Below are 25180 nucleotides of genomic sequence, written 5' to 3'. Positions count from 1 at the left end.
GATGGCCTCGAGTCAGGAACAGAAATCCAGGGGCAGGCGGCGCGGCACGTACTGGCCCTTGCCCAGTTGCTCGGCGTCGCGCAGGGTCCGCCAGGTGTAGTCCAGGGCACTGCGCACGGCGCTCTCCAGGTGTTCGCCCAAGGCCAGGCGACCGGCCAGGGCGCTGGCCAGGGTGCAGCCCGAGCCGTGATAGCTGCCCGGCAGGCGCTGGCAGGTCCAGGTGTGCTGCTGGCCGTCGCGGCTGTACAGGCGGTTGTGGATTTCCACTTCGTCGCCGTGACCGCCGGTGATCAGCAGGTGTCTACAGAACGGCAGCAGCTTCTCGGCGCACTCGTCCGCCGTGCCTTCAGGCAGTTCCGCCAGGATACGCGCCTCTGGCAGGTTCGGGGTGGCGATGGTGGCCAACGGCAGCAGGCGCTCACGCAGCGCGTAGCCGACCTCGTCCTTGCCCAGGCGACCGCCGCCGCCGGCGCGCAGCACCGGGTCGCAGACCAGTGGCAGGTGCGGATGGGCGGCGAGCAGTTCGGCGACGGTGTCGACCATCTCGATCGAGCCGAGCATGCCCAGCTTCACCGCGGCCACCGTGGAGTCGGCCAGCACGGCATTGGCCTGGGCCAGCACCCACTCGCGGTCGAGCACGCGGAAGTCGGAAACGTTGACGGTATCCTGCACGGTCAGGGCGGTCACGGCGGGCGCGGCGTGACAGCCTTGGGCGATCAGGGCTTCGATATCTGCCTGCAGCCCGGCGCCACCACTGGGGTCGTGGCCGGAGAGACAGAGGACAACGGGGCGGGAGCTGTAGGTATTCATGGTCGGCGAGCTTATCACCAAACCTTTTTCTGCGGTTCGCTCGCGGCGAGAGAATTGCTGATCAAGTGGTCAGGTTGGGCTGGTTGTGTATTCTGAAACATGCGTTCTAGAGCCTCTGCATGCAAATTGCCAGTAGCTGCTGGTCAGTGCGGGAGGCTATGCTAGAGTGCTCGGATAACTCGATAAATGGGTTCTGCCGGATCACGTCGTCTCAAAGGGATGGGAGGCAACCGCGACGCGACCGCACAGGCCATGCTGGGGCTGTATGCGCTATTTGCTGATTGTGCTTCTGGGCTGCTTGCCCATGCTGGCCGGAGCGGTCGAATTCGACAACGCCACCGGGCGCTTGCCGCTGGGCCGGTACATGCAGGTCTATGAAGACCAAGAGGGCAGCGCCAGCATCGCCCAGGTGAGTTCCGCGGCGTTTTCCGGGCGTTTCCAGGCACATCAGGACGAAGTGCTCAATGCGGGCTACTCCACCTCGGTGTTCTGGCTGCGGGTCGATCTCGCCTATGCCGCCGCCCCTTCGGCCGCGCCACGCCAGTGGTTGCTGGAACTCGCCTACCCGCCGTTGGATCACCTGGAACTCTTCCTGCCGGACGCGCAAGGCACCTATCGCCTGGCACGACGCACCGGTGACGCGTTGCCCTACGCCACCCGGGAGATCCGCCAGAACAACTACCTGTTCGAATTGCCGCTGCAACCCGGCCAGGCGACCACCGCCTACCTGCGTCTGCACAGCCAGGGCTCGATCCAGGCGCCGCTGACATTGTGGTCGGCCGAGGCCTACCTGGAGGACCAGCCCACCCGGCTTTATGTGCTGGGCATGATCTACGGCGTACTGCTGGTGATGCTGGTGTACAACCTGTTCATCTTCCTCAGCGTGCGTGATGTCAGTTACCTGTACTACATCCTTTATATCGCTTCGTTCGGTCTCTACCAGGTGTCGGTCAACGGCGCCGGCATCGCCTATTTCTGGCCGGACAGCCCATGGTGGGCCAACGCCGCCACCCCGTTGTTCATCGGTGCCGCCGGGCTGTTCGGCTGCCAGTTCGCCCGCCACTTCCTGCAGCTGGACAGCTTCAGCCGGGGCTTCGACCGCCTGCTGAAAGGGTTGATGGCCGGTGGCGCGCTGGTCATGGTGCTGGCGCTGACCCTGCGCTACGGCGTGGCGCTGCGCATGGCCACGGTGCTGGCGCTGCTGTTCACCGTCAGTATCTTCAGCGCCGGGCTCTATGCCTGGTGGCGCGGACTGCGTGTGGCGCGCTGGTTCATCATCGCCTGGACCGCCTTCCTCGCTGGCGGGCTGGTCAACACCCTGATGGTGCTGGGCTACCTGCCCAACGTGTTCATCACCATGTACGCCAGCCAGCTCGGCTCGGCGCTGGAGGTGGCGCTGCTGTCGCTGGCCCTGGCCGACCGCATCAACAGCCTGCGCGAGCAGCAGGCCCAGACCCTGCGCGAGACCGGGCGCACCCTGGAGCAACTGAACCTGCAGCTGGCGCGCAGCAACCGGCTCAAGGACGAGTTCCTGGCCACCGTGACCCATGAACTGCGCACGCCGATGAACGGCGTGATCGGTTCGCTGGAGCTGCTGCATACCCTGCCCATGAGCGCCGAGCAGGCCCAGTATCACCGCACCGCCACCGGTTCTGCCCAGGACATGATGGCGATGGTCGATGACATCCTCATCCTCACCGAACTGCAGGCCGGGCGCCTGCGCAACCAGGGCATGGCGTTCAGCCTGCGGCGCCTGCTCCAGGAGCTGCGCGCCGGCTATGCCAGCCAGGCGCTGGCCAAGGGTCTGTACCTGAGCCTGGACATCCCCGCCGACCTGCCCGACAGCCTGGTCGGCGATGCGCAGAAGCTCGCCCGCTGCCTGGCCTGCCTGGTGGACAACGGGCTGAAGTTCACCCACCAGGGGGGCGTCACCGTGCAGGCCCGTGGCCGGCGTACCGGGCCGGACAGCCTGGTCCTGAGCCTCACGGTCAGTGACAGCGGCATCGGCTTCGACGATCTGGACCAGGCGCTGCTGTACCAGCGTTTCTTCCAGATGGACGGTTCGATGACCCGGCGCTACGGCGGGCTGGGCATCGGCCTGTCGATCTGCCGGCAACTGGGCGAGTTGATCGGCGCGCAGTTGTCCCACGAGTCGACGCCGGGTCTGGGCAGCCGCTTCGAGCTGACCCTGGCCCTTGCGGTGGCGCAGGTGCAGGTACCACCGGCCCGTGCCGCCTCGGGCCTGGAGCGATTCTGACGAGTCGTTCGCCGTCGCCGTGGGAGCGGGCTTGCCCCGCGATCAGGGCGCGAAGCGCCCCCATGTAGTCCGTTTTGTCACTTTGACTCAAGGGCCTGCGGTGCTTCACTGGGTTATCCAGGCATGAACGGATCCAGGAGGCCGCCGATGAACCTGCACCAGTTCGCTGAAACCCACGAAGTCACCAACCAGCCGCCGTCCCTGGACGGCGCCAACCTGTATCGCCTCGACCTGCCCCTGCAGGAGTGGTCGCGCCGCTTCGGCGCCGGTTGGGCCGAGTCGCGGATCGACGCCTACGGTGCCCTGGCCGGTGGTCCGCTGATGGCCGCGGGTTTCCTGGCCAACGCGCACAAGCCCGAGTTCAGCAGCCATGACCGCTATGGCCACCGCATCGACCTGGTGGAGTTTCATCCCGCTTATCACCAGTTGATGCGCACCGCCGTCGAGTACGGCCTGCCTTCGCTGCCCTGGGCCGAGCCACGGGACGGCGCCCACGTGGCGCGGGCCTCGATGACCTACCTGCACAGCCAGGCCGAAGCCGGTACCGGCTGCCCGCTGACCATGACCTTCGCCGCCGTGCCGGCCCTGCGCCTGCAGCCCGAGCTTGCCGGCTACTGGCTGCCGAAGGTCCTCGCCCGCGAATACGACCCGCGCAACGTCGGCGACCGGCACAAGGCCGGTGTCACCATCGGCATGGCCATGACCGAGAAACAGGGCGGCACCGACGTGCGCGCCAACACCACCCGCGCCTACCCGGTGGGCACGCCCGGCCCGGGCCAGCCCTATGAGCTGGTAGGCCACAAGTGGTTCTGTTCGGCGCCCATGTGCGACGCCTTTCTCACCCTGGCCCAGACCGACAAGGGCCTGAGCTGCTTCCTGCTGCCGCGCCACCGGCCCGACGACAACCGCAACCAGTTCTACATCCAACGCCTGAAGAACAAGCTGGGCAACTGTTCCAACGCCTCCAGCGAGGTGGAGTTCCGCGGAGCCCTGGCCTGGATGGTCGGCGAGGAGGGGCGCGGCGTGCCGACCATCATCGAGATGGTGGCCATGACCCGTTTCGACTGCATGGTCGGTTCCAGCGCCCTGATGCGCCAGGCCCTGACCCAGGCCGCGCACCATTGCGCGTACCGCAAGGTTGGCGGACGGGTGCTGGCCGAGCAGCCACTGATGCAGAACGTGCTCGCCGACCTGGCCCTGGAGAGCGAAGCAGCCCTGGCCCTGAGCCTGCGCATGGGCCAGGCCCTGGACCGCCTCGACGACCCGCAGCAGGCGCACTTTTCCCGCCTGGTCACGGCGGTGGGCAAGTACTGGATCTGCAAGCGCGCCCCCGGGATGATCAACGAGGCCGCCGAGTGCCTGGGCGGCGCCGGCTACGTCGAGGACAGCATCCTGCCACGGCTGTACCGCGAGGCACCGGTCAACTCGACCTGGGAGGGCTCGGGCAACGTGCAGTGCCTGGATGTGCTGCGGGCCTTGTCGAAAGAGCCGGGCGTGCTCGAGGCGCTGTTCAGCGAGCTGGGGGACGGCCATGGCGACCCACGGCTGGCGGCGTTCATCGGTAATCTCAAGGGCGCTTTCGCCGATACCGGCGATATCCAGTACCGCGCCCGGCAACTGACCGAGGACATCGCCGTGGCGCTGCAGGCCAAGCTGTTGCTCGAGGCAGGCAACGCCACAGTGAGCGATGCGTTCATCGGCAGTCGCCTGGGCGGCGGCGGGCGGGTGTATGGCGCGTTGCCGCGCGGCGTGGATGTCGAGGCGCTGGTGGCCCGGGCGACGCCTGTCTGGGCCGGTTGAAGGATGGCTTCATCCCCCTGTAGGAGCGGCCTTGTGCCGCGAAAGGGCTGCAAGGCAGCCCCAGATCTCAGCGGTCAAGGCGGAAATTGCTGGGGCTGCTGCGCAGCCCTTTCGCGGCACAAGGCCGCTCCTACAGGGAATTGCTCAGCACCGACACTGGGGATGTATTTGCCCAGCAACGCAGGCAAGATGGCTGTCATGCATTCCATAAGACAGGAAGCCCAGCGTGAGCCAAGCGTTTGTAGTCGTTGATACCCCCGAACAGGCCGTCGACCGTCTGGCGGCCTTGCACGAACAGGCCACCGGGGCCCTGAGCCAGGCCCTCAAGCGCTATCTCAAGGACCGTACCGAGCCGGGTGACGAGGAGCGAGCGTTGTTCCGCTACCCGGCCCTGCGTCTCATCTATTCCAGCCAGGGCGAAGTCGCCGCGACCACCCGCGCCTACGCCAAGGTCCAGGTGGACGGCACCTACAGCGTCACCGTCACCCAGCCCGCGGCGTTCCGTGGCTACCTGCTCGAGCAACTGCGCCCGTTGATGCACGACTACACCGTGACCGTGGAAGTCGGTGTCAGCGAGCAGAACATCCCGTACCCCTACGTGGTCGACCAGGGCGACGAGCTGGCCGGCAGCGGCATCACCGCCGCGCAACTGGCGCGGGTGTTCCCCAGCACCGACCTGTCGGCGGCCACCGATAACACCGCCGATGGCCTGTACGACTGGGAAAGCGCCGAGACCCTGCCGCTGGCGCTGTTCGACGCCGCCCGCGTGGACTTCTCCCTGCGCCGCCTGGTGCACTACACCGGCAGCGACTGGCGGCACATGCAGCCGTGGATCCTTCTCACCAACTACCACCGCTACGTCGACCAGTTCATCGCCCATGGCCTCGAGCAGTTGCGCGAGGACCCACGCTTCGTGCGCATGGTCCTGCCGGGCAACGTGATCATCGAGAAGGGCATGGACAACGGCGAGGCCCAGGCCCTGGTCGCCAGCGTGGTCTGGCACCGCTACCAGATGCCGGCCTATCACCTGATCGCCGCCGATGGCGATGGCGTGACCCTGGTCAACATCGGTGTCGGCCCGTCCAACGCCAAGAACATCACCGACCACCTGGCGGTGCTGCGCCCGCACTGCTGGCTGATGATCGGCCACTGCGGCGGCCTGCGTCAGTCGCAGACTATCGGTGACTACGTGTTGGCCCACGCCTATATGCGCCGCGACGGCATCCTCGACCGCGTGGTGCCGCCGAATATCCCGATCCCGGCCCTGGCCGAGGTGCAGCTGGCGTTGCAGGAGGCGGCCGCGCAGGTCACCGGCGAGCGTGGCGAGCAGCTCAAGAAGCGCCTACGCACCGGCACCGTGCTCACCTACGACGACCGCAACTGGGAGCTGCGCTGGGCCCAGGAACGTCCGTTGATCAACCTGTCCCGCGCCGTGGCGGTAGACATGGAAAGCGGCACCATTGCCGCCCAGGGCTACCGTCTGCGCGTGCCGTACGGCACCTTGCTGTGTGTCTCCGACAAGCCGCTGCACAGCGAGATCAAGCTGCCGGGCTCGGCCAACGCCTTCTACAACCGCGCGGTCAGCCAGCACCTGAAGATCGGCATCGCCGCCCTCGATCTGCTGCGTACCGAGCTCAACTCGCTGCACTCGCGTAAACTGCGCAGCTTCGATGAGCCGCCGTTCCGCTGAGGATCCATGTCCCTGCCACCCCGTAGCACACCGCGCCGCCCTGCGGCGCGGCCCACCGGCCCGCATCGCCAGCCCAAGGCGCCGCCGGCCGAGCCGCGCCTGATCCTGTTCAACAAGCCGTTCGATGTGCTCACCCAGTTCAGCGACGGCGAGGGGCGGGCCACGCTCAAGGACTTCATCGACATCCCCGGCATCTATCCGGCCGGCCGCCTGGACCGCGACAGCGAAGGCCTGCTGTTGCTGACCAACGACGGGCGCCTACAGGCGCGCATCGCCGATCCGAAGCACAAGCTGGCCAAGACCTACTGGGTCCAGGTGGAAGGTGAGCCGAGCGAAGAGCAACTGCGGCGCTTGCGTGATGGCGTCGAGCTCAACGACGGGCCCACGCTGCCGGCCGAGGCACGCTTGCTCGAGGAGCCCGAGCTGTGGCCACGCAATCCGCCGGTGCGTTTTCGCAAGAGCGTGCCGACCGCCTGGCTGGAGCTGGTGATCCGTGAAGGGCGTAATCGCCAGGTGCGGCGGATGACGGCGGCGGTGGGCTTGCCGACCTTGCGCCTGGTGCGGGTGCGGATTGGCGACTGGACGATCGAAGGGCTGGACCAGGGGTGCTGGCGCGAAGTGCCGGCGAAGCTTTGAGCCGCACGCGTCCCCCTGTAGGAGCGGCCTTGTGCCGCGAAAGGGGCGCGTAGCGGCCCCCGATCTCAGCATCAAGGCAAAATTGCTGGGGCCGCTACGCGGCCCTTTCGCGGCACAAGGCCGCTCCTACAAGGAAGGGGAGAGTTGGCAGGCCGCTACACCCCCTCAAGAAACCCCACCACCACGCTCTTGATGATGAATGCCAGCACGCCAAGGCCCAGCACAAAGAACAGGATCAGCGTGCCAAAGCGCCCGGCCTTGGACTTCTTCGCCAGGTCCCAGACGATGAAGCCCATGAAACCGATCAACACGGTGACCAGGACGATCATCATCCATTCTTCGAATACTGCGGGATCCATCGGTTCACTCCAGGCAGATTGAGCCCCCGATCATACGCCGGACTCGGGAGGATTCAACGCAGGTGGGTCAATGGCAGCTCGGTGCTGGCCAGCACCTGGTTGAGCACGAAGCTCGAGCGCACGCTGGTCACGCCTTCAATACGGGTCAGGCTGCCCAGCAGCAGCTTCTGGTAGTGGTCCATGTCCGGCACCACCACCTTGAGCTGGTAGTCGGCGTCCATCCCGGTGACCAGGCTGCACTCGAGCACCTGGGGCAGGCTGCGGATCGCCGCCTCGAAGGTCTCGAAGCGCTCGGGCGTGTGCCGGTCCATGCCGATCAGCACATAGGCGGTCAGGCTCAGGCCGAGCTTCTTGCGGTCCAGCAGGGCCACCTGGCGCGAGATGTAGCCGTCGTCCTCAAGCTGCTTGACCCGACGTGAGCATGGGGAAGGCGACAGGCCGATGCGTTCGGCCAGTTCCTGGTTGGAGATGCGCGCATCGCGCTGCAATTCGGCGAGGATGCTCAGGTCGTAGCGGTCGAGCTTGCTCATGGAAAGGGCCTTTTCTGTTCGGATTGCTGCGAATTATCGATCCTGAGTGAAAAATTGCGCAAGCGCTATTTATCAGAGCAATCTTCGCAATCCTCTGCCCCGGCGTCTGGCCTATCTTTATCACCAGAATCACTGCCCGGACATCAGTCCACGGCGACGCGCCCTAGGCGGGCGGTCGCGGCCAGCCATCCAACAGGATCCGCCAGGCCCCCGGGCTACGCACTGTCCAGAAGACGGCGCGAGGTGAGCCGGTGCCACAAGCGCCGAGCACGGACGACAATTCCCGAAGGGAGGCCGCAAGGCCTCCCTTTTTTATTGCGCCGCGGGCTGCGCTTGCCAGGCCAGCGAGCAGCCAATGCAGGTCTTCGAGCAGTTGGCGCACCAGGTTGTTGGCTAATTTAATCTGCCGGTCGTGTTCTGCGGAGTAGACTGCCGACGATAATGGCGGGCGTTTCAATCGAGAGGAACAACATGGGTTCGCGCATCTGGCGGTTGGCAGGTGTTGGTTTGCTGGGCCTGGGCATCAGCCTGGGCGCCCTGGCCGAGGGGCCTGGAGAAGGGCATGACGGTCGTGGCGGCCAGCAGGAGCAGGGCGGTGGCGAACGGCGTGGATCACCGCTCAATTCGCGTGATGAAGTGCGCCAGACGCAACCGCCACGCCAAGGCTACTACCAGGACATTCCCCGTCGCTACGGCGACAACCGTTACTGGGAAGCGGGTGGTCCGGGTCAGCGCCCCGGCGGTGACTGGTCCGGCCGGCCCGATGGGCATGGCAATGGCTGGGGGCCAGGGCCGCAGTACCATCCCGGGCATACCGTCGAGCGCTTCCCGGACCGTTACTGGAAAGTGCCGTACCGCGGGCAGGACTACTTCTACTCCGGCGGCTACTGGTACCGGCCCCATGGCGGCGGCTACGTGGTGGTCACGCCGCCCTACGGTGTACGGGTCGACTACCTGCCGTCCTATGCCCGTGAAGTGTGGCTGGGCGGTGCGCTGTTCTTCCTGGTGGCCGACACGTATTACCAATACCAGGCCAACAGCCGCGAGTACGTGGTGGTCAACCCGCCCGCCGTGGCGCCTGCGCCAATGCCGCAGCAGGGCAGCGGCTACGATGTGATCGCCTATCCGATGTACGGCCAGGGGCCGGAGCAGCAGGAGCAGGACCGCTATCAATGCCATCGCTGGGCGGTGAGCCAGTCGGGCTTCGATCCGGCGACCGCCAGCTATGCGCCGCCGGCCAATGTGACGGACAACTATCGACGGGCGTTGGGGGCGTGCCTGAGCGGGCGCGGCTACAGCATCAATTGACGGGGTATTCGCGATAACGGGCTACACCGGGTCGGCGTGGACCATCACATCGGCCCGCGGGTAGCGCTGGCGAATGACGTGCGAGGCCTGCACGCACAGCTCATGGGCGGCATGCAGCGGCATGTCGCCGGGCAGCTCCAGGTGCAGTTGCACGAACCACTGGCTGCCGGACACCCGCGTGCGCAGGTCATGCACCCCCTTCACCCCGGGGATCGCCAGCACCACCTCCAGCATGCGCTCGCCGATATCGGCCGGCAGTTCCTTGTCCATCAGGATCGCCGTGCTCTCGCGGGCGATCTGCAGCGCGCTCCACAGGATGTACAGGGCGATCCCCAGGCCGAACAGGGCGTCGAGCTGCGGCCAGCCGAAGCGGGCCAGCAGCAGCGCCAGCAGGATGCTGGCGTTGAGCAGCAGGTCGGAGCGGTAGTGCAGCGAGTCCGCGCGCACGGCGGTGGAGCCGGTCAGGCGGATCACCTTGCGCTGGAAGGCCAGCAGCGCCACGGTCAGCGCCAGTGACAGCAGCATTACCGCGATGCCGGCGGCGGTGTCGCCCAGGGGTTCCGGCGACTTCAGCCGCTCAAACGCCTGCACCCCGATCAGCACCGCGCTGACCCCGATGAACAGCGCCTGGGCCATGCCGGCCAGGGCTTCGGCCTTGCCGTGGCCGAAGCGGTGATCGTCATCGGCCGGGCGCAGCGCGTAATGCACCGCCAGCAGGTTGAGGAAGGAGGCGGCGGCATCCAGTGCCGAGTCGGTCAGCCCGGCCAGCAGGCTGACTGAGCCGCTCAGCCACCAGGCCACGGCCTTGCTCAGCACCAGGATGCAGGCGACGCTCAGCGAGGCGCGGGTGGCCAGGCGCAGCAGGCGTTGATGTTCGGCGGTGGCGGTCATGCGCAGGGATCGTCCGGATCAGGTCAGGCCGCAGGTACCAGGCCGTAGCTGGCCAGTTGCTCGACACTGCCGCGGTGCTGGATCAGCCGCGGGTCGTTCAGCGGCAGGCGCTGGCCCAGTTCGCTTTCAAGGATAGCCTGCAGCTTGGTCCGGTCGACCTGGCCATCGGCATTGATCGCAGGCTTGAGCTTGGCCGGGTCGACCTGGGCCGTGGTGCCCCCGGGGTAGTAGATGGCACCCGTGGCGAAGTCGATGCCGAAGGCGATCAGGCCGGGAATGACATAGAACAGGATACCGATGGCATCCAGCGCCGCGACCACCGGATCGATCTTGCCTTCGATCTGGCCGCGACGGTCGGGGTAGAACAGGGTGCCGCAGGCCGTCAGCTGGGTCAGCAGGGTGGCGATGAGGGCGCCACCGATGACGCGGGAAGGGATGCGCATGTGAATCTCCGGAAGATAACGACAAACAACGGCGCGGCAATCGCCTGCGCCTGAGCTTAAGACCATGATAGGGCAGCCTCGGTTCGCCGTTATACTCGGTCGATTGTTCGAGGACCACCATGATTTCATTACCGATCGATGCCGTACTGTCCGACCTGCGCCAGGCCCTGGCCGAACGTGACGAAGCGGTGCTCGAGGCGCCGCCCGGCGCCGGCAAGACCACCCGCGTGCCACTGGCCCTGCTCGCTGAGCCCTGGCTGCGGGGGCAGACCATCCTCATGCTCGAGCCCCGGCGCCTGGCCGCCCGCGCCGCCGCCGAACGCCTGGCCAGCGAACTGGGCGAGAAGGTTGGCGAAACCGTGGGCTACCGCATCCGCCTGGAGAGCAAGGTCGGCCCGAACACGCGCATCGAAGTGGTCACCGAGGGCATCCTCACCCGCCGCCTGCAGGCGGATCCTGCGCTGGATGGCGTGGGGCTGCTGATCTTCGACGAGTTCCACGAACGCAGCCTGGATGCCGACCTGGCCCTGGCCCTGAGCCTCAACGGCCGGGCGCTGTTGCGCGACGAGCCGCCACTGAAGATCCTGCTGATGTCGGCGACGCTGGAGGGCGAGCGGCTGTCGCGCCTGCTCGACGACGCGCCGATCGTCAGCAGCCAGGGGCGCATGCATCCGGTGGATATCCGCTGGAGCCGGCCCTGGCAGCCTGGCGAGTTTGTCGAGCCGCGGGTGGTCGACTGCGTGCTCCAGGCCCTTGCCGACGAATCCGGCAGCTTGCTGGTGTTCCTGCCCGGGCAGGCGGAGATCCGCCGTGTGCACCAGGCGCTGCAGGAGGCCGTGGGCGAGCGTCCGGACATCCTGCTCTGCCCGCTGCACGGCGAGCTTGACCTGAGCGCCCAGCGCGCCGCCATCGAGCCGGCGCCCAAGGGCCAGCGCAAGGTGGTGCTGGCCACCAATATCGCCGAAACCAGCCTGACCATCGACGGTGTGCGCGTGGTGATCGACGCAGGTCTGGCGCGGGTGCCGCGCTTCGACCCCGGCAGCGGCATGACCCGCCTGGACACCCAGCGTATTTCCCGCGCCAGCGCCACCCAGCGTGCCGGGCGAGCCGGGCGCCTTGAACCCGGCGTGTGCTATCGACTGTGGTCCGAGGCGCAACACGACCAATTGGCGGCCCACGGCAGCGCCGAGATCCTCCAGGCCGACCTGGCCGGGCTGGCCCTGCAGCTGGCGCGCTGGGGCGTGCCGCCGGAGCAGCTCAGCTGGCTCGACCAGCCACCGGCCGCTGCCTACGGCCAGGCTCAGGACCTGCTGGCCCGGCTCGGTGCCTTCAAGCCCGGGTGCCGCGACAACCTGAGCACCCATGGCCAGGCCATGGCCGAGCTGCCTGCGCATCCGCGCATCGCCCACCTGCTGCTGCGCGGCCAGGACCTCGGATTGGCCGACATGGCCTGCGATGTCGCCGCGTTGCTGGGCGAGCGCGACATCCTGCGCGGCGGCGGTGCCGACCTGCATAGCCGGTTGGCCCTGCTCAGCGGCGAAAGCCGCGCCTCCCGTGGCGGGCAAGGCGGCGTGCAGCGCGCCCGGCAACTGGCCCGGCAGTACCGCGGCCAGTTGCGTGGCAAACCGCGCAGCCCGGTCGCCGACCCCGATCATCCCCGCTGGCTGGGTGCGGTGCTGGCGCTGGCCTACCCCGACCGGGTGGCGCAGCAGCGTCGCGAAGGCGGCGCCGAGTACCGCCTGGCCAATGGCCGTGCGGCGCTGTTCGCCGAAGCTGATGCACTGATGAAAAGCCCGTGGCTGGTGATCGCCGACCTGGGCAGCCGCCAGGGGCAGCGTGAGGAGCGCATCTACCTGGCCGCCGAGTTCGATCCGGCGCTATTCGACGGTGTGCTGGCCGAGCAGGTGGAGCAGCTCGACCTGCTCGATTGGGACGAGCGTGAACAGGTGCTGCGCGCCGAGCGCCAGCGCAAGGTCGGCGAACTGGTGCTCAGCCGCGAGCCGCTGCCGGGGCTGGATGACGACGCACGGGCCCGGGCTTTGCTGGGGCTGGTGCGGCGCAAGGGCCTGAACTTGCTGACCTGGACCCCGGAACTGCGCCAGTGGCAGGCCCGTGTCGCTATGTTGCGTCAGCTGGACCTGGAAAAGGACGGCCACAGCGAGTGGCCCGACCTGGGTGACGACGCCTTGCTCGCCAACCTGGAAGACTGGTTGCAACCTTATCTGGGCAAGGTGTCGCGGCTGAGCCATTTCGCCAGCCTGGACCTGCCCTCGATGCTGCGCAACCTGCTGCCCTGGCCGCTGCCACAGCGCCTGGATGAGCTGGCGCCATCACACCTGGCCGTGCCTTCGGGCTCCAGCATTCGCCTGGACTACAGCGAGCAGCCACCGATCCTTGCCGTGCGCCTGCAGGAGCTGTTCGGTCTGGCTGACACCCCGCGCATCGCCAATGGCTGCCAACAGGTCAAGCTACACCTGCTGTCGCCGGCGCGCAGGCCGGTGCAGGTGACCCAGGACCTGGCCAACTTCTGGCGCACCACCTATGCCGAGGTGAAGAAGGACCTGAAAGGGCGCTATCCCAAGCACTACTGGCCGGACGATCCACTGGTGGCGGAGGCCACGGCCAGGGCCAAGCCAAGGAAAGCCTGACGCCTGGGGAATGCCGGTCTCAGGCGCTGGCTTCACCCTCGAGCAGCATGAACAGGCGGTACAGCACCACGGTGCTGAACAGCTGCAGGAAGCCGCTGAGGCTGTCCAGGGCCAGTTGCACACCAGGCTGCGGCTCGGGGAACAGCTGCAGCAGCAGGCCGTCGATCAGCCACAGCGGCGCCAGCACCGACAGCATGCAGACCATGATGCGCAGGAAATGCCCGGTGGTCATGCGCGCGCTGGTGCGCATCGACTCGATCACCGGCAGGCCGCGCAGCACCAGCAGGTACTCGGCGAACACCAGGTTCACCATGATCCACACGCCGGGGAAGATGAGCAGCGCCAGGCCCGCCATGATCAGCAGCGAACTGATCACGATCAGCAGGGCCAGCATCGGCCACAGTTGCAGGGCGCGGGCGAACAGGTCGCGCTTGGCGGTGTCCAGGCCGTTGCTGCGGGTGTCGAGGTAGAGGATCAGCGCGGCGCTGTACAGCGGGTAGAACAGCAGGCTGACGAGCATGCCGTAGGCCGGCGAGGCCTGCTCGCCCAGCTGGCTGTAGAGCAACTGGGTGCCGAGGGCCTCCAGTACCACCAAGGGCAGGCACAGCTGGAGGATGCTCGTCAGGTGACGGCGGAAGAAGTACAGGGAGTCGCGCAGAACGCTCAGCGGATTCATCGGTCAACATCGCATGGCAGAAAAAGCAGGGCGTAACTTTAGCCCAGTCGGCCCGCTTGCTGAAAAAAGTTTCATGGCCCGGACAATTGAATCGCCAAGCCCGGGCCTCCATCTTTGACGCTGTCCGATGTCCTGTTCAGCGCACGAGGTTGCCCCGATGAACACTGAAGAACAAACCCTGATCGATGGCCTGTTCGGCCGTCTCAAGCAAGCCGAGGACCCGGCCCAGCCGCGCGATGCCCAGGCCCAGGCGCGCATCGAGGAGCACCTGCGCCAGCAGCCGGCGGCGCCTTACTACATGGCCCAGGCGATCCTGGTCCAGGAGACGGCGATCAAGCGCCTGGACGAGCAGAACAAGCAGCTCGAGGCCGAACTGCGCCAGGCTCGCGCGCAACTGGATGCAAGCCGCCCCAGCAGTGGCGGTGGTTTCCTCTCCAGCATCTTTGGCGCGGGAGCCCGCAATCCAGAGCCGCAGCGCCCGGTCGCGCCGCCGCCGACTTCTGCGGGTGGCTGGCGTGAACCGGCGTCCCAGGCCTATGCCCCGCCACCGCAGCAGCCGGGCTTCGGCGCGGCGCCCGCCCCGGCGCGCAGTGGCGCCAGCAGCTTCCTCGGCGGTGCCATGCAGACCGCGGCGGGTGTGGCCGGTGGCGTGTTGCTGGCCCAGGGCATCAGCAGCCTGTTCAACCACAATTCGCAGCCTGAGGAGATCGTCGAGGTGATCAAGGAAGCACCGGCGCCGGCCAGCGACGCGGGTGGCTGGAATGACCAGGACAGCCAGCGCCAGGTGGCGGACAGCGGGGGCTGGGGCAATGACCAGGGCGGTTATGCCGATGCCGGTTACAGCAATGACGATGGCGGCTTCTTCTCGGACGATGACTACGTCTGAGGGCCTGACAGACCTGATGCACCGCAGGGGCGCCTCGCGCCCCTCACGGACACATCCGCGACAACCTCAGGTCAGGCGCTGCAGGCCTTCCAGGCAAGTCGCCAGGTGGTAGGGCGTGGTCGAAGGCATGTCATGGCGGCTCACCGCTCCTGCGCCATCGCGGCACTCATGCCAGCCGCCTTCATGCAGGAAGCGTGACTCCAGCGCCGCTAGCTGTGCCAGCAACCGTGCCTCGCTTCCCGGCCGCAAGGCCAGTGCCCGCAGGTACTCCGCTTGCGCCCAGATTCGCTGGGTCGGGTCGATGACCTGGCCGTCCACGTCCAGCATCGCCAGCACCGCCGTATCCTTCACTCCGTACTGTTCGGCAAAGTCGAAGGCCCGCTCGATGGAGGCGTGCAGCGCCGTGCCGCGCAGCAATGGCGAGGTATCCAGCAGGTAGAACCATTCGAACTGGTGGCCTGGCTCGAACCAGTTATCCACAGCCCCACGCGGTTTTTCCAGCATCAGGCCGTGGCTCGGCTCGATGAACTGCGCCTGCAGCGCGTCGCACAGCTGCAGCAGCGACTGGCGAACCTCGTTGTCCTCGCGCACGGCCAGCACCTGGAGAAAGGCCTCGGCCAGGTGCATCTGCGGGTTCTGCAGCGGGCCGCTGCCCAAATCCGACCAGTCCTCACCGAGGCTGGCCTCGTACAGGCCATCGTCGCGGGCGAACTGCTCGGCAACGACTTCGAGGGCGCCGTTGAGCGTGGCCTCCACCAGGCCTTCGCCGACCTTGCCCCAGTAATGGGCGCAAGCGAACACGATGAAGGCGTGGGTGTAGAGGTCCTTGCGCCGGTCCAGTGGCTTGCCCTGGGCGTCGATGCTGTAGAACCAGCCGCCGTGCTCGGCGTCGTGGAAGTGCTTCTGCAGTGAACGCAGCAGCGCGGCGGCGCGTTCGGCGGCGCCCGGTTGCTCGATGCGGCTGCTGAACAGGTACAGCTGACGGGCGCAGGCCATGGCCCGGTAGCGCTGCACCGGCAGTGGCCGATGCTGGGTGTCCAGGGCTTCGTACGGCAGGGCCATGTCGGCGTTCCAGCCAGGGCCCTGCCACAGCGGCACGATGCGCTCGGCGAAGTGCTGTTGGAAACGGGTCAATGCGGGGCGGGGGTCGGACATGGTCGCGCTCGTGACGGTCGGGCAGGGCGCCATGGTAGCAGAAGTGGCCAGTGCTTCGTGTGCGCGGGCAGCGTGGGAGCGGGCTTGCCCCGCGATAGCGCCATCGCGGGGCAAGCCCGCTCCCACGCTGCCCGCGCACATGATCCGATCTGGGCGAAAGCGTCAGCCGGGATTACCCAGCCCCTGCCAGTGCCGCGCGCCGACGAAGATGAAGCGCAACTGCTGGGTGATCTTTTCCTGCGGTGTCAGCGCCTGTGGATGACCCGGCTCGGGACTGTCGATCAGTTCGGGCAAGGTGGCGAACACGGTCTTGACCACCAGGTCGGCCATTACCGCCAGGGCGGCGCCGTCCAGGTGCTGCCAGCGCGGCATGCGCGCCAGGTCCGTGGCCAGGTCGCTGCTGATGTCCTGGCGCAGGCGGGCGATGGCCTGGCGTACCGGTTGCGAGCCGCCATATTGCTCGCGGGCTAGGAACAGGAACTGCGCCCGGTGGGCGATGACCACGTCGAGGAAGATGCGCACCGAGGCGTCGGTGATGCCGCCCAGTTCGAATTCATTCTGGCGCACCAGGCGAATGGTCTGGCGGAAGGTGGTGTCCACCTCGGCGACCAGGGCCAGGCCCAGGGCATCCATGTCGGGGAAGTGGCGGTAGAAGCCGGTGGGCACGATGCCCGCGGCCTTGGCCACCTCGCGCAGGCTGATGCTGCCGAAGCCACGGCCGCTCTCCATGAGCAGGCAGGCGGCATCCAGCAGGGCCTGGCGGGTTTGTAACTTCTGTTCGGCGCGCGGCAGCATGGGACAGGATTCTATGACTGTACGACTGGGCATTCTGGATAAAAAAACAAAGCCCGGTCAATGGACCGGGCTTGGAGGGGAGCAGGCGCAGTGGGGCGGGTTGTTGTTTTCGGCCATGGCGATCAGCTCACACGGCTGAGTTCGACCAGACGATCCGAGCCACCTTCGGCTACACGGTTGTTGCGTTCGTTGAGGCGATCGGCGCCACCTTCTGCGACACGGTCATTGCGTTGGATCAGGCGATCGGAGCCCCCTTCGGCGACGCGGTCATTGCGTTGGATCAGGCGATCGGAGCCGCCCTCGGCAACGCGGTCGTTGCGTTCGATCAGGCGATCCGAGCCACCTTCGGCGACACGGTTGTTACGTTCGAGCAGGCGCTCGGAACCGCCTTCGGCCAGGCGGCCTGCGCGTTCCTGCAGGCGCTCGGCGCCACCTTCTGCCAGAGTGTTCAGCGGTTGGCTGACGGCGGCGGCGCTGGAGTGCGATTCAGCGCTCAGGTGCTGGTCTTCGGCTGGCAGGGCGAAGGCGTTGGCGGCAAGTACGGACAGGGTCAGGCTCAGCAGCAGATGGCGTTTCATGATTCGGTGCTCCTCGGGGGGGCTGGAAAGTGGGTACGAAGCCAATGCTACGCCTGGTAACTCCAGAGAAAAGTTCATCAGGATAATGGTAACAATCGACGGGATTGATACTGTGTGCGGAAGGCTCTGAATCAATGTTTTCAGGTGTTTCGCAAGCGCTGAGGCACGCTTGAGCCCCGGTAACACTGCCGCTGTCCATGGACGAAAAGCTGAGAAAGGCGTCAGGAAAATCCTGGTTATCATGGCGCACGGATTAAACCCGGCGGTTTTTCATCAGTCCGACATAATGAGTGCCATGCAGTCAGGAGAACCATGCAATGACGCGCCCTGCCAGAATCCTCATCTGGACCTTCGCCACCCTCGCCACCCTGCTGGCGATCCTGGTGGTGGTGATCGCCACTTTCGACTGGAACCGCGTCAAGCCGCTGCTTAACGAGAAAGTCTCCGAAGCCCTGCACCGGCCCTTCGCGATCAACGGCAACCTCGCCGTGCACTGGCGCACCGAGCCCGAGGAAGGCGGCTGGCGCGCCTTCGTGCCGTGGCCGCACTTCACCGCCGAAGACCTCACCCTGGGCAACCCCGATTGGCTCAAGGCGCCGCATATGGTCGCCCTGGAGCGCGTGGACTTTCGCCTGGCGCCGTTGCCGCTGATCGTCCAACGCATCAGCATTCCGCGCATCGACCTGGTCAAGCCCAGCGCCAGCCTTGCCCGGCAGGCCGATGGCCGGGCCAACTGGGTGTTCGATTTCGGGCCCAAGGACGAGAACGAAGAGCCGTCGAAGTGGGTGCTGGACATCGGCGCCATTGGTTTCGACCAAGGCAACGTCAGCTTCGACGACCAGACGCTGAAGACCAGCATGAAGGTGCAGGTCGATCCGCTGGGCAAGCCGATCCCGTTCAGCGACATCGTTGGCAAGGCCCGCGCCGAGAAGGCCGGCAATGCCCAGGACTACGCCTTCGGTTTCAAGGCCCAGGGCCGCTACAAGGGCCTGGCGGTGGCCGGCACCGGCAAGATCGGCGGCCTGCTGGCGCTGCAGGACACCAGCCAGCCGTTTCCGCTGCAGGCCGACGTGCGTATCGGCGACACCCGGGTCGCGCTGGCCGGGACCCTGACCGATCCACGCAACCTCGGCGCCCTCGACCTGCGCCTGAAGCTTTCCGGCAGCAGCCTGGGCAACCTCTATCCGCTGACCGGCGTGACCTTGCCCGATACGCCCCCATACGCCACCGATGGTCATCTGACCGCCAACCTGCATGCCGCCGAGGGGGCGCAGTTCCGCTACGAAGGCTTCAACGGCAAGATCGGCGACAGCGACATCCACGGCGACCTGGCCTTCGTCGCCAGCCAGCCCCGGCCGAAGCTCTCCGGCAACCTGGTGTCCAACCAGCTGCTGTTCAAGGACCTGGCGCCGCTGATCGGCGCCGACTCCAACAGCGAACAGAAGGCCCGCGGCGGCGCCAGCAAGCAGCCGGCCGGCAAGGTGCTGCCGGTCGAAGAGTTCCGCACCGAGCGCTGGCGGGCCATGGATGCCGATGTGACCTTCGCCGGCAAGCGCATCGTGCACAGCGAGAAGCTGCCGTTCAACGACCTGTCCGCCCATGTGATCCTCGAGGACGGCCTGCTGCGCCTGGAGCCGCTGCGCTTTGGCGTAGCCGGCGGCAACCTCGATTCCAACATCCGCCTGGACGGACGCAGCGCGCCGTTGCAGGGCCGCGCCCGGCTGACCGCGCGTGGCTTCAAGCTCAAGCAGCTGTTCCCCAGCTTCGCGCCGATGCAGACCAGCTTCGGTGAACTCAACGGCGATGCCGACATCAGTGGCCGGGGCAACTCGGTGGCGGCACTGCTGGGCACTTCCAGCGGGGATCTGCGCCTGCTGATCAATGATGGCGCGATCAGCCGCAGCCTGATGGAGATCGCCGGGCTCAACGTCGGCAACTACGTGGTCGGCAAGCTGTTCGGCGATGAAGATGTGAAGATCAACTGCGCCGCGGCGGACGTCGGGATCAAGGATGGCCTGGCCACCACCCGCTTGTTCGTCTTCGACACCGAGAACGCGATCATCTACATCAACGGCACGGCCAACTTCGCCAGTGAGCAACTGGACCTGAAGATCACCCCCGAGTCCAAGGGCCTGCGTCTGTTCTCGTTGCGTTCGCCGTTGTATGTGCGTGGGCCGTTCGCCAAGCCGAGTGCCGGCGTACAGGCTGTGCCGCTGGCGCTGCGTGGCGCGGGGATGGTGGCGCTTGGCGTGGTGGCCGGGCCGGCGGCGGGGCTGCTGGCGCTGATCGCGCCGAGCAGCGGGGATGAGCCGAACCAATGCACGCCGTTATTGCAGCAGATGCGCGCCGGCAAGGCGCCAGCGGCGGCCGGCAAAGGTCATTGAAGTTCGTGGGAGCGGGCTTGCCCCGCGATGGCATCAACGCCATCGCGGGGCAAGCCCGCTCCCACGTAAACCTTGGGATCAGAGGCCTTTCAACAGATCGGACATATCGTCCGCGTGCTCTTCCTCCTGCGCCAGGATGTCCTCGAAGATGCGCCGGGTGGTCGGATCCTTGTCGCCGATGTACTGGATGATCTCGCGGTAGCTATCGATGGCGATGCGCTCGGCCACCAGATCCTCCAGCACCATCTCCTTCAACGAACTGCCCGCCACGTACTGGGCGTGGGAATTCTTCGTCAGGTTGTCCGGATTGAAGTCCGGCTCGCCGCCCAGCTGCACGATGCGCTCGGCCAGCTTGTCGGCGTGCTCGGCTTCCTGGTTGGCGTGCTCGAGGAACTCCGCGGCGGCGACGCTGGCCTTGATGCCGCTGGCCATGAAGTAGTGACGCTTGTAGCGCAGGACGCAGACCAGCTCGGTGGCCAGCGACTCGTTGAGCAGGCGCAGGATCTTCTCGCGATCGGCGTGGTAACCCTCGGTCACCGCGCCTTGCTCGACATGCTGGCGGGCACGTTCGCGCAGGGTTTTCACATCGGTCAGTTCAACGCTCATGTTCATCTCCGAAAGCATCAGGGTGGTCATGGGGTGTCATGCGCCGTGCACGGCGTCGCTGTCTTGTTGGCGTTGCTTGCAGGTCTTGAAGCCCTTGGCGTCGACATGGCCGGTGGCGTCGAAGCGCACGTAGTAGGGTTGCTGGTGGCCATCGCGGTTGAGGATGTAGTCGTTGCAGGTGCCGCCGTGGGGCAGGTCGATGACATTCGACGGGCTGCCGCCGATGGCGATGACCTTCTGCATGGTCATGCCGTGCTCGACCTGCTTGACCAGCGGCTCGTCGCGGTAGGTGACGTAGTCCACCGGGTTTTCCGGGCGGCTGCCGCAGGCGGCGAGGGTGGCGCTTGCCAGAAGGATGGCCAGGGTTCGCTTGTACATGGTCCCGCTCCTTGCTCAGGGTCTGTTCTGCTTGGAACCGCGCGGCGCGCCGGGAGTTCGATTGCGCTTGTCTCCGATGGCGCTGTAGGGTGGGCCGGTCTGTTCACGGATGAGGGCAAGGGTGATGAGTCAGGAGCTGGCCACGCGTTATCCACTGGTGCTGGTGCCGGGCATGCTCGGCTTCGTGCGGGCGCTGGTCTATCCCTACTGGTTCGGCATCGTTCCGGCATTGCGTCGGGGCGGCGCGCAGGTGTTCCCGGTGCAGGTGTCGCCGCTGCATTCCAGCGAGGTGCGGGGCGAGCAGTTGCTCGGCATCATCGAGGAGGTCTGCCAGCGCACGGGGGCCGACAAGGTCAACCTGATCGGCCATAGCCAGGGCGCGCTCAGTGCCCGTTATGCGGCGGCGAAGCGGCCTGACCGGGTGGCTTCGGTGACATCGGTGGCCGGCCCCAACCATGGCTCGGAGCTGGCCGACCATCTCGAACGCACGGCACCTGGTGACTCTGTCCGGGGGCGCATCCTCAAGGCCGTGCTGCATGGCTTCGCTGTGATGCTGGGTTGGCTGGAGACCGGCTGGCGCCGCGATCCGCTGCCGATCGACGTGCATGCTTCGCACCAGTCGCTGACCAGTGCCGGGGTGGCGCTGTTCAACCAGGCTTATCCACAGGGGCTGCCCGAGGTCTGGGGCGGCGAGGGGGCGCCGGAAGTGAACGGCGTGCGCTATTACTCATGGTCCGGAACCCTGCAGCCTGGGCGTACCGACCAGGGCCTGAACCGTTTTGACGGCAGCAACCGATTTTGCCGGCTGTTCGCCCGCAGTTTCGTCCGGGAGAAGGGGCAATGCGACGGCATGGTCGGGCGCTTCAGCTCGCACCTGGGGCAGGTGATCGGTGATGACTATCCGCTTGATCACCTGGATATCGTCAACCAGTCGCTGGGCGCGGTGGGCAAGGGTGCCGAGCCGGTGCGACTGTTTACCGAGCATGCCGCCCGGCTCAAGGCTGCTGGGTTGTGACGAACCCGGGGGCTGCCTCGCAGCCCTTTCGCGGCACAAGGCCGCTCCTACAGACGAACGCAATCCCCCTGTAGGAGCGGCCTTGTGCCGCGAAAGGAGCGCAAAGCGCTCCCATCTGTCAACGCCGCACAGGCGTGGTCCAACGCTCGGCCAACAGCACGCCGACTAATGTCAGCACACCGCCAACCAGGTGATAACTGGCCAACTGCTCATTCAGCACCACTGCCGCGATCACCGCCGTCACCACCGGCAGCAGGTTGAAGAACAGCGTGGTCCGGCTCGGCCCCAGGCGATGCACCGCCTGCATCCACACCCGCGGCGCGACCATCGAGGCCAACAGGCCGGCATACAGCACCAGGCCAATGTTGTGGCCGTTCAACCCGGTCTTGGGCGACAGCAGGAACAGCGGCAGCAACACCAGGATCGCCACCAGCACCTGCAGGTACAGCAGTTGCAGCGGCGGCAGGCGCAGTTGCCATTTCTTCAGCAGGAAGCTGTACAGCGCATAGGCGAGGGTGGCCACCAGCATCATCAGGTCGCCAGCGTTCAGCCCCTGGTGCAGCAGCACGCCGGGTTGCCCGGCCGAGACCACCTCCAGCACGCCGAAGAACGACACCAGCGCGCCCAGTAGCGCGCCATAGGTCAGACGCTGGCCGAGCCAGGCGATGGAAAGGGCCAGCGACATCAACGGCATCAACGAGAGAATGATGCCCATGTTGGTGGCGCTGGTGATGGCCGCGGCGAAGTACGCCAGGCTCTGGTAGATGGCCATGCCCAGCACGCCCAGCACGAAGATCTTGCCCAGGTGCGGGCGGATGGCCGCGCGGTTGCGCCAGACTTGCGGCAGCAGGAAAGGGGTGAACAGCAGGCCGGCCAGCAGCCAGCGGTAGAAGCCGATCTCGGCGGGGAAGATGGCCCCGGCGGACATCTTGGTGACTACGGTGTTGCCGGCCCAGATGAGGATGGCGATGAGGGGGAAGAGGTAGTTCATGATGATTCTCGAGTTGCGGTTGACCCGTGGGAGCGAGGCAAGCCCGCTCCCACGTGGCGGCCATTATCGCTTGTCTGTTCAAATGCCTATACTTCCATCCAGACAACTCGCCCCGCAAAGCAGACAGCATGACCCGCAAGTACCTCGACATTCCGCAATTCGACCGGCTCCCCGCCCCGGTCTACTTTCGCTACGACGAATTCGGCGCCGATACTCACAGCCCACCGCACCGTCACCCCTGGGGCCAGCTCAACTACGCCTCCCATGGCCTGATGCACCTGGACGTCGAGGGCCAGCGCTTCATCTCGCCCCCGCACTACGCCGTCTGGGTGCCGCCGGACACCGAGCACGGCTGCTACAACCCCCAGGCCATCATCTACCGCTCGGTCTACCTGGAGCGCAGCCTGTGTACCGAGTTGCCGGACCAGCCCTGCAGCCTGGTGATCAGCGATATCCTCAAGGCGATCCTCGGCGACTTCGCCCGCCGCGACTTGCACATCGCCCAGGACCAGCGCGACCAGCGCCTGATCCAGGTATTGATCGACCAGTTGCACCTGGCACCGACGCAGACCTGCTACCTGCCGTTCGCCCGCAGTGACAGCCTGCGCCAGGTGCTCGAGGCGTTGCACGCGGAGCCTGGCGACAACCGTCCGCTCGGCCATTGGGCCGGGCAGGTGCATGTCAGCGAGCGCACCCTGGCCCGGCAGTTCCTGCGCGAGCTGGGGATGAGCTTCGGCGAATGGCGCTTGCGCCTGCGCTTTCTGCGGGCCATCGAGGCGCTCGAGGCGGGCACGCCGATCCAGGCCATCGCCTTCGACCTCGGCTACAGCAGCGCTTCGGCCTTCATCGCCATGTTCCAGCGCCAGGCCAATTGCACCCCGGAGCAGTACCGGCGGCGGGCGCGGACAGAGATGTAAGAATTCTTGTCTACACTCAGCTGCGACGAGCGCGCATCCGGCGCGCAGGCAAGGAGACCACTCCATGAAGCTGCTGCACGTACCCCTGCTGGTATTGGGCCTGTTGATCGCGGGCCAAGGGTTCGCCGCCACCGCGCAACAGGAAAAGATGAAGACCTGCAATGCCGACGCCACCACCAAGGCGCTCAAGGGCGATGAACGCAAGGCGTTCATGAGCACCTGCCTGAAAAAGGATGTGCCGCAGACCCAGCAGGAGAAGATGAAGACCTGCAACGCCGACGCCAGCACCAAGGCGCTCAAGGGCGATGAACGCAAGGCCTTCATGAGTGACTGCCTGAAGAAGAAATGACCTGCGCCTATGCCTCTGCCGTGAAGGCTGGCAGACTGCGGGACTTTCCGCTGTCTGCCGTTGAGGCTGTATGACTTTCACTCCCCGCCAGGTCACCCTGGCCAGCTGGATCATCGTCATGGCGGGCCTGTTGCTGGCGCTGCCGCTGAAGCTGCTGCCGAGCCTGCTGGCCGGCCTGCTGGTCTACGAGCTGGTCAACATGCTCACCCCGCGCCTGCAACCGCTGATCGCCGGGCAGCGCGCACGCTGGCTGGCGGTGGCGCTGCTCGGCACCCTGGTGGTGAGCACGCTGACGTTGCTGATCGCCGGCGCCTTCAGTTTCCTGCTGCACGAGGCCGAGAATCCCGGCGCCTCGCTGGACAAGTTCATGGGCCTGGTCGAGCGCGCGCGAGGCCAGCTGCCGCCGTTCATCGAAGCCTACCTGCCGGCCAGCGCCGCCGAGTTCAAGGTGGCCATCGGCGACTGGATCAAGAGCCACCTGAGCGACCTGCAACTGGTGGGCAAGGGCATGGCGCACATGTTCGTGACCCTGCTGATCGGCATGATCCTCGGCGCCATCGTCGCCCTGCAGCGCATTCCCGACATTTCCCGGCGCAAGCCCCTGGCGGCGGCGCTGTTCGAACGCCTGAGCCTGCTGGTGCAGGCGTTTCGCAACATCGTCTTCGCGCAGATCAAGATCTCGCTGCTCAACACCGTCTTCACCGGTATCTTCCTGGCCGTGGTGTTGCCGCTGTTCGGCGTGCACCTGCCGTTGACCAAGACGCTGATCGTGCTCACCTTCCTGCTCGGGCTGCTGCCGGTGATCGGCAACCTGATGTCCAACACCCTGATCACCATCGTCGGGTTGTCGCTGTCGATCTGGGTGGCGATGGCGGCGCTGGGGTACCTGATCGTGATCCACAAGGTCGAGTACTTCCTCAACGCGCGGATCGTCGGCGGGCAGATCAGTGCCAAGGCCTGGGAGCTGCTGCTGGCGATGCTGGTGTTCGAGGCGGCGTTCGGGCTGCCGGGGGTGGTGGCGGGGCCGATCTATTACGCCTACCTGAAGAGTGAGTTGAAGCGGGCGGAGTTGGTCTGA

Annotated in this window: 24 protein-coding genes; 12 read left to right on the top strand and 12 right to left on the bottom strand. The window is 66.4% G+C overall.

Annotated features, from left to right (window positions below; genetic code table 11):
• Positions 1-12 precede the first annotated feature (12 nt).
• Positions 13-810 (bottom strand): hydroxymethylpyrimidine/phosphomethylpyrimidine kinase, encoded by a 798-nt coding sequence (locus tag ACZ899_RS16320; protein ID WP_186713805.1) that lies wholly within the window; start codon positions 808-810, stop codon positions 13-15.
• Positions 811-1075: 265 nt separating this feature from the next.
• Between ACZ899_RS16320 and ACZ899_RS16315 the strand changes: the two genes are divergently transcribed.
• The 4 genes from ACZ899_RS16315 to ACZ899_RS16300 all read left to right on the top strand — a co-directional run bounded on the left by ACZ899_RS16315 (position 1076) and on the right by ACZ899_RS16300 (position 7193).
• Positions 1076-3067, top strand: coding sequence for a sensor histidine kinase (locus ACZ899_RS16315; RefSeq protein ID WP_234562961.1), 1992 nt, complete (start codon positions 1076-1078; stop codon positions 3065-3067).
• A gap of 147 nt (positions 3068-3214) precedes the next feature.
• Complete coding sequence (locus ACZ899_RS16310; protein ID WP_234562962.1) at positions 3215-4867, top strand: acyl-CoA dehydrogenase family protein; 1653 nt, start codon at positions 3215-3217, stop codon at positions 4865-4867.
• A 226-nt stretch (positions 4868-5093) separates the two neighbouring features.
• Positions 5094-6557, top strand: a complete 1464-nt coding sequence (amn, locus tag ACZ899_RS16305) for an AMP nucleosidase (RefSeq protein WP_203648145.1) — start codon at positions 5094-5096, stop codon at positions 6555-6557.
• Positions 6558-6563: 6 nt separating this feature from the next.
• Entirely contained in the window at positions 6564-7193 is a 630-nt protein-coding gene (locus ACZ899_RS16300) for a pseudouridine synthase (protein ID WP_234562963.1), read from the top strand.
• 155 nt (positions 7194-7348) lie between these two features.
• Here the strand turns inward: ACZ899_RS16300 and ACZ899_RS16295 are convergent, their stop codons facing one another.
• Positions 7349-7552 carry a DUF2788 domain-containing protein gene (locus tag ACZ899_RS16295; protein WP_023378567.1) on the bottom strand — a complete coding sequence of 68 codons (204 nt, stop codon included), beginning with the start codon at positions 7550-7552 and terminating at the stop codon, positions 7349-7351.
• 53 nt (positions 7553-7605) lie between these two features.
• Positions 7606-8082, bottom strand: coding sequence for an Lrp/AsnC family transcriptional regulator (locus ACZ899_RS16290; RefSeq protein ID WP_011535815.1), 477 nt, complete (start codon positions 8080-8082; stop codon positions 7606-7608).
• Positions 8083-8553: 471 nt separating this feature from the next.
• Between ACZ899_RS16290 and ACZ899_RS16285 the strand changes: the two genes are divergently transcribed.
• Positions 8554-9390 carry a DUF6515 family protein gene (locus tag ACZ899_RS16285; RefSeq protein WP_234562964.1) on the top strand — a complete coding sequence of 279 codons (837 nt, stop codon included), beginning with the start codon at positions 8554-8556 and terminating at the stop codon, positions 9388-9390.
• A 21-nt stretch (positions 9391-9411) separates the two neighbouring features.
• On the opposite strand, the gene ACZ899_RS16280 is transcribed toward ACZ899_RS16285, so the two are convergent.
• Both ACZ899_RS16280 and ACZ899_RS16275 read right to left on the bottom strand, forming a co-directional pair.
• Positions 9412-10281, bottom strand: a complete 870-nt coding sequence (locus ACZ899_RS16280; protein WP_203648143.1) for a cation diffusion facilitator family transporter — start codon at positions 10279-10281, stop codon at positions 9412-9414.
• A gap of 23 nt (positions 10282-10304) precedes the next feature.
• Positions 10305-10724 (bottom strand): polyribonucleotide nucleotidyltransferase, encoded by a 420-nt coding sequence (locus ACZ899_RS16275; protein ID WP_203648142.1) that lies wholly within the window; start codon positions 10722-10724, stop codon positions 10305-10307.
• 119 nt (positions 10725-10843) lie between these two features.
• On the opposite strand from ACZ899_RS16275, the gene hrpB reads away from it, so the two are divergent.
• Positions 10844-13372 (top strand): ATP-dependent helicase HrpB, encoded by a 2529-nt coding sequence (gene hrpB / locus ACZ899_RS16270; RefSeq protein WP_234562965.1) that lies wholly within the window; start codon positions 10844-10846, stop codon positions 13370-13372.
• Positions 13373-13391: 19 nt separating this feature from the next.
• Here the strand turns inward: hrpB and ACZ899_RS16265 are convergent, their stop codons facing one another.
• Entirely contained in the window at positions 13392-14048 is a 657-nt protein-coding gene (locus tag ACZ899_RS16265) for a YciC family protein (protein ID WP_203648140.1), read from the bottom strand.
• A 157-nt stretch (positions 14049-14205) separates the two neighbouring features.
• Here ACZ899_RS16265 and ACZ899_RS16260 point away from each other — a divergent pair, with 157 nt between their 5' ends.
• Positions 14206-14934: a DUF2076 domain-containing protein gene (locus ACZ899_RS16260; protein ID WP_234562966.1), complete on the top strand. Its 729-nt coding sequence runs from the start codon at positions 14206-14208 to the stop codon at positions 14932-14934.
• A gap of 66 nt (positions 14935-15000) precedes the next feature.
• On the opposite strand, the gene ACZ899_RS16255 is transcribed toward ACZ899_RS16260, so the two are convergent.
• The 3 genes from ACZ899_RS16255 to ACZ899_RS16245 form a co-directional block, all read right to left on the bottom strand.
• On the bottom strand, positions 15001-16089 hold the full coding sequence (locus tag ACZ899_RS16255) for an AGE family epimerase/isomerase (RefSeq protein WP_234562967.1): 1089 nt from the start codon (positions 16087-16089) through the stop codon (positions 15001-15003).
• A 162-nt stretch (positions 16090-16251) separates the two neighbouring features.
• Positions 16252-16884, bottom strand: a complete 633-nt coding sequence (locus ACZ899_RS16250; protein WP_110734940.1) for a TetR family transcriptional regulator — start codon at positions 16882-16884, stop codon at positions 16252-16254.
• Between the two features lie 122 nt (positions 16885-17006).
• On the bottom strand, positions 17007-17462 hold the full coding sequence (locus tag ACZ899_RS16245; protein ID WP_234563127.1) for a phage infection protein: 456 nt from the start codon (positions 17460-17462) through the stop codon (positions 17007-17009).
• A 317-nt stretch (positions 17463-17779) separates the two neighbouring features.
• Here ACZ899_RS16245 and ACZ899_RS16240 point away from each other — a divergent pair, with 317 nt between their 5' ends.
• Entirely contained in the window at positions 17780-19846 is a 2067-nt protein-coding gene (locus ACZ899_RS16240) for an AsmA family protein (protein ID WP_232857678.1), read from the top strand.
• A gap of 78 nt (positions 19847-19924) precedes the next feature.
• Here the strand turns inward: ACZ899_RS16240 and ACZ899_RS16235 are convergent, their stop codons facing one another.
• On the bottom strand, positions 19925-20482 hold the full coding sequence (locus tag ACZ899_RS16235; protein WP_186713793.1) for a ferritin-like domain-containing protein: 558 nt from the start codon (positions 20480-20482) through the stop codon (positions 19925-19927).
• Positions 20483-20488: 6 nt separating this feature from the next.
• Positions 20489-20830 carry an osmotically-inducible lipoprotein OsmE gene (gene osmE, locus ACZ899_RS16230; protein ID WP_028688233.1) on the bottom strand — a complete coding sequence of 114 codons (342 nt, stop codon included), beginning with the start codon at positions 20828-20830 and terminating at the stop codon, positions 20489-20491.
• Positions 20831-20954: 124 nt separating this feature from the next.
• On the opposite strand from osmE, the gene ACZ899_RS16225 reads away from it, so the two are divergent.
• Entirely contained in the window at positions 20955-21845 is an 891-nt protein-coding gene (locus ACZ899_RS16225) for an esterase/lipase family protein (protein ID WP_234560892.1), read from the top strand.
• A 118-nt stretch (positions 21846-21963) separates the two neighbouring features.
• Here the strand turns inward: ACZ899_RS16225 and ACZ899_RS16220 are convergent, their stop codons facing one another.
• Complete coding sequence (locus tag ACZ899_RS16220) at positions 21964-22836, bottom strand: DMT family transporter (RefSeq protein WP_203648136.1); 873 nt, start codon at positions 22834-22836, stop codon at positions 21964-21966.
• Positions 22837-22964: 128 nt separating this feature from the next.
• Here ACZ899_RS16220 and ACZ899_RS16215 point away from each other — a divergent pair, with 128 nt between their 5' ends.
• From ACZ899_RS16215 to ACZ899_RS16205, 3 genes are all read left to right on the top strand, one after another.
• Positions 22965-23753, top strand: coding sequence for an AraC family transcriptional regulator (locus ACZ899_RS16215; protein ID WP_234560891.1), 789 nt, complete (start codon positions 22965-22967; stop codon positions 23751-23753).
• Between the two features lie 64 nt (positions 23754-23817).
• Positions 23818-24102, top strand: coding sequence for a PsiF family protein (locus ACZ899_RS16210; RefSeq protein ID WP_203648134.1), 285 nt, complete (start codon positions 23818-23820; stop codon positions 24100-24102).
• A gap of 70 nt (positions 24103-24172) precedes the next feature.
• The gene (locus ACZ899_RS16205) at positions 24173-25180 is read left to right on the top strand and encodes an AI-2E family transporter (RefSeq protein ID WP_110734957.1); all 1008 of its coding nucleotides are present in this window, start codon (positions 24173-24175) and stop codon (positions 25178-25180) included.

This window comes from Pseudomonas sp. TE31087, from assembly GCF_057284075.1.
The sequence above is the reverse complement of the archived record's forward strand: the minus strand, read 5'-3'. Positions and strand labels throughout refer to the sequence as shown.